Origin of the sequence: Streptomyces sp. NPDC002730 (assembly GCF_042888805.1) — a bacterium.
Classification (GTDB): Bacteria; Actinomycetota; Actinomycetes; order Streptomycetales; family Streptomycetaceae; genus Streptomyces.
This window is the reverse complement of the sequence record NZ_JBIAQG010000047.1, coordinates 1-4,195: the sequence shown is the minus strand read 5'-3', so window position 1 is coordinate 4,195 and position 4,195 is coordinate 1. Positions and strand designations below refer to the sequence as shown.

At 66.4% G+C, this 4,195-nt stretch carries 2 protein-coding genes and 3 pseudogenes; 4 read left to right on the top strand and 1 reads right to left on the bottom strand.

The genetic code is table 11. From position 1 onward, the window contains the following. Positions 1-6: 6 nt before the first annotated feature. The 3 genes and pseudogenes from ACFYXH_RS42190 to ACFYXH_RS42180 form a co-directional block, all read left to right on the top strand. Entirely contained in the window at positions 7-147 is a 141-nt protein-coding gene (locus tag ACFYXH_RS42190; protein WP_389575097.1) for an IS3 family transposase, read from the top strand. An 8-nt stretch (positions 148-155) separates the two neighbouring features. After that, positions 156-521, top strand: a pseudogene (locus ACFYXH_RS42185) (IS30 family transposase); the annotation flags it as partial. Positions 522-560: 39 nt separating this feature from the next. After that, positions 561-737 (top strand): annotated as a pseudogene (locus tag ACFYXH_RS42180) (IS256 family transposase); the annotation flags it as partial. Between the two features lie 110 nt (positions 738-847). Here ACFYXH_RS42180 and ACFYXH_RS42175 read toward each other — a convergent pair. Further along, positions 848-3,181: a beta-propeller fold lactonase family protein gene (locus tag ACFYXH_RS42175; RefSeq protein ID WP_389575094.1), complete on the bottom strand. Its 2,334-nt coding sequence runs from the start codon at positions 3,179-3,181 to the stop codon at positions 848-850. Positions 3,182-3,684: 503 nt separating this feature from the next. On the opposite strand from ACFYXH_RS42175, the pseudogene ACFYXH_RS42170 reads away from it, so the two are divergent. After that, a pseudogene (locus ACFYXH_RS42170) lies at positions 3,685-4,104 on the top strand (transposase); the annotation flags it as partial. Between the last annotated feature and the right edge of the window lie 91 nt (positions 4,105-4,195).

Here is a 4,195-nt window from a genome sequence, read left to right as displayed (position 1 = left end):
TCCACGATGCGGCAGGCAAGGCTGGAGATCTTCCAGTCGCTCACCTACTACAACGTACGCAGGCGCCACAGCGCTCTCAACTACCTCTCGCCAGCAGAGTTCGAACAACAACAGCAGAGAGCACGTAAACTCACACTCGCAGCATGAACCCCCGTGTCCACACTCCGGGGGACGCCTCAGAACTGGTCCGCGACGCTCTCGTGGACACCGTCCAGGCCCTACCCGCTCACCTGACGCGCTCGCTGACCTGGGACCAGGGCAGCGAGATGGCCGCTCACGGCTCCTTCACCATAGCCACCAACATTCCGGTGTACTTCTGCGATCCCGCCAGCCCCTGGCAGCGCGGCTCGAACGAAAACACCAACGGGCTGCTGCGGCAGTACTTCCCGAAGGGAACCGACCTCTCGGCCCATACCCGCGAGTACCTGGACACGGTCGCTGCCGAACTCAACGGCCGCCCGCGGAAGACCCTCGCATGGGAAACCCCGGCCCAGCGCCTGCATAAACTGATCGCAGCCTGACCAACCAACCACGTGTTGCAACGACCACTGGATTCCAAGGTCCGTTCCCGCGGGCACTTCCCCACGGAACAGGCCGCCCTCAAGTGCGTCTACATGGCCGTCATGAGCCTCGACCCGACCGGCGCCGGCCGCAAACGCTGGACCATGCGCTGGAAGGGCGCGATGAACGCCTTCGACATCGCCTTCGACGGCCGCCTCACCGCAGGTCAACTCTAGCCACACCAACCCCAGTTACACCGCTAGCTTTACAGACCTTGCGAGACAGGGCCGTTCGATTTACAGTCCCCGACTCAGGGCTCAGGTGGGCGTTGTTCGCGTCCTTGCGGTCAGTTGTCGCAGTCGGTGGGGATGACGGGGCTGAGCACGCAGTTGGTGGGGCTGTTTCCGGTGATGGTGGAGTTGGTCACGATGAACTGGGTTTCGGTGTAGATGCCGCCGGGTGCGGGCGCGGCGGGGGCGGTGTTGTCGGTGACGCTGCTGTTGGTGAGGGAGATGCTGGCGTCGGTGTTGTAGATGCCGGCGCCGCGGGATCCGGTTCCGGTGACCGTGTTCCCGGTGACGGACGAACTCGTCACGGCCACAGTGGTCACGGTGGGGGTGGTGGCATTGTCCTCGGTGTAGATGCCGCCGCCGTTGGAGTACTGGCCGGAGGCCAGGTTGCCGCTGACGACGCTGCCATTTTGCAGGGTGAGAGAACCGTCGAGGACCGCGATGCCGGCTCCCTCCCCGTTGGCACCGATGAGCTTGTTTCCGGTGACCTGGGTGTTGTCCAGCACGGTGGTGCCGTCGCTTTCGATACCGCCTCCGTCGAAGGAGCCAGTGGCAGATCTGGTGACGGTGTTGCTGGCGATGGTGGAGTTCGTGACGGTGAGGCTCCCGGAGTTGTTGGAGAGGCCTCCGGCTTTGCCGTTGGTGACTCGGTTGTCGCTGATCGAACTGCCGGTGATAGTGGCGGTGCCGTTCCCCAGGTCCAGGCCACCGCTGTACAGAATGCCCGTGTTGTTGTTGATGGTGCTATTGGTGATGGTGAGGGCCTGGGCCCCGTTGTCGGTGTTGATGCCGCCGCCGTTTGTCTTCGCTCGGTTGCCGGAGACGGTGGTGCCGGTGACGGTGGTCTGTCCTTCGGCGTCGACGCCGCCGCCCTGGTCATCGGCCGTGTTGTCGTTGATGAGGCTGTCGGTGAGGGTGGCGGTACCGCCGCTTGCGACGCTGATGCCTCCGCCGTCGTTGTCGGTGTGGTTGCCCTGGAGGGTGAGCGTGTCCGCGGTGAGGGTGCCGCTGTTCTGCACCCGGATGCCGCCGCCGCTGTTGCTGCCAGTGAGGGAGCCGTTCATGACGGTGAGGTCGTTCACGGTCAGTGCTCCGCCGGAGGCGACGTCGAGGATGCGGAACTCGGTGGCTGCGGTGGTGGCGCGTTGGATGGTGGCGTTGTTGCCCACGATGGTGACCGAACCGGTGATCGGCGGCAGGCCGTCGACACCGCTGTAGACCGCGTCCAGGTCGTAGACGCAGTACGAGGCGAGGCTGAGGGTGCCGTTGCTGGCGTTGGCGGCGTTGATCGCGGCGATCAGCTCTGCCGTGGTACAGCCCACCGCCGTCACGGCAGGCGCGGGGACTGCGGCGACCGTCACTCCGTACGGGCCGGCGCCGACGGGGACGGTCGCGGTGACGGTGTTGTCGGAGGTGTCGATCACCGAGACGGAGTCATCGTCGTTGGTGGTGACGTAGGCGAAGGCCCCGCTCGGAGTGACCGCGACGCCAGCCGGGAAGGTGCCGACGGGGACGGTGGCGGTGACGGTGTTGTCGGAGGTTTGGATGACCGACACGGTGTCCGCGTTGGCGTTGGCGACGTAGACGTAAGTGCCGGCGGGGTTGACCGCCACCGACCGAGGGCTGCTGCCGACAGGGAGGGTGACGGTGGCGGCGACGGTGTTGTCGGAGGTTTGGATGACCGACACGGTGTCCGCGTTGGCGTTGGCGACGTAGACGTAAGTGCCGGCGGGGTTGACCGCCACCGACCGAGGGCTGCTGCCGACAGGGAGGGTGACGGTGGCGGCGACGGTGTTGTCGGAGGTTTGGATGACCGACACGGTGTCCCCGTTGGCGTCGGCGACGTAGACGTAAGTGCCGGCGGGGTTGACCGCCACCGCCCTGGGGGTGTTGCCGACGGGGATGGTGGCGGTGACGGTGTTGTCGGAGGTTTGGATGACCGACACGGTGTCCGCGTTGGTGACGTAGACGTAGGTGCCGGTGGGGTTGACCGCCACCGCCGTGGGGGTGTTGCCGAACAGGATGGTGGCGGTGACGGTGTTGGTGGAGGTGTTGATGACCGACACGGTCTCCGAGTTTCGGTTGGTGACGTAGGCGTAGGTGCCGGCGGGGTTGACCGCCACATCGGCAGGCCCGTCTCCCACGGTGATGGTGGTGGTGACGGCGTTCGTGGCCGTGTTGATCACCGATACGGTGTCCGAGGATCGGTTGGCGACGTAGGCGTAGGTGCCGGCGGGAACGGCGGCGGCCTGCGGTGCTGTGACCACCGGCAGAGCCGGCACGGCCAGCACGACCAGTCCCACCGCGATGGCCCGTACCCTGCTCCACCACCGGCGCCAGCCGCCCCTCCTGTCCGGTGGCTGCCTGTCCGGCCTTCGACGTCCGATCACCTGAAAGCCTCCTGCTGCAGACTGGCGGCCTCGTACACCGCCGGGCAGGCCGCCATGATAGCCAATAGTGACGTAACCATTACCGTACGTCATGGCTGTTGTCCGTGCGGTCCTCCGGAGGGGCGGGTCGGGAGCCGAAGACAACTGGACACGGGGCCCGAGACGCCGACCGGAGCCCTTCCCCGTGTGGATCATGAGGTGAGGATGGCTACGAGACGGTGCCTGTCGTACGGCGGCCGCTGCACTGGGCGACCGAACCCCGGAGACTCACGGGCAGGCGTCGATCCTCATGGACTGTCCCGGCGTGTTGCGCGCGGCCCATCCGGTTGAGCGCGCCGTAGCACTGGACATGGCGGCCCTGCACAGCGGACTACGGGGCCCGCTAGCTACTTGCCCCTGAAGAAGTCGGGGTTGCCGTTGGGTTGACCTGTGGGGAGAGCTGGTGCCGGTTGTCGGTGGCCGCGACAGTGGAGGTGGGTCATCGGCGGCCGGGGGTGGTGGCGATGTTGCGTGTCGCGGGAGTGCAGGACACGTGGTGGGAGGTGCTGCCGGAGCAAGCGCGGCTGCTGCCGGCTGAGCTGGCCAGGATCGATGCGTTCTTGGACGACGAGAGGTTCATCGCCCCGTGGCGGGCGGTATTCGCCGAGCGGCTGGGGCGGCCGTCGGTGCCGGTCGAGACGTTGCTGCGACTGCTGTATCTCAAGCACCGGTACCAGCTCGGTTACGAGACGCTGTGCCGTGAGGTCGCGGATTCCTTGAGTTGGCGAAGGTTCTGCCGAATCCCGTTGACTTCCCCGGTGCCGCACCCGACCACGTTGATCAAGCTGATGGGCCGCGGCGGCGCGCGGACCGTGGAACAGCTCAATGCCGCGCTGCTGGGCAAGCTGGTCGAGGACAAGTTTGTGCGGTGCCGCAAGCTCAGAGCTTGGTCATGGTCCGCGATCGAGGCTGGTGAGGTCATCGGGCTTGCGGTGGCATGAAGGGCAGCGGTGCAGGGAGGCGATCAACGCGGTC

Bases quoted from the DNA above. Each gene is read 5' to 3' on its own strand.
- ACFYXH_RS42190 (WP_389575097.1), top strand. From the start codon at position 7: ATGCGGCAGGCAAGGCTGGAGATCTTCCAGTCGCTCACCTACTACAAC.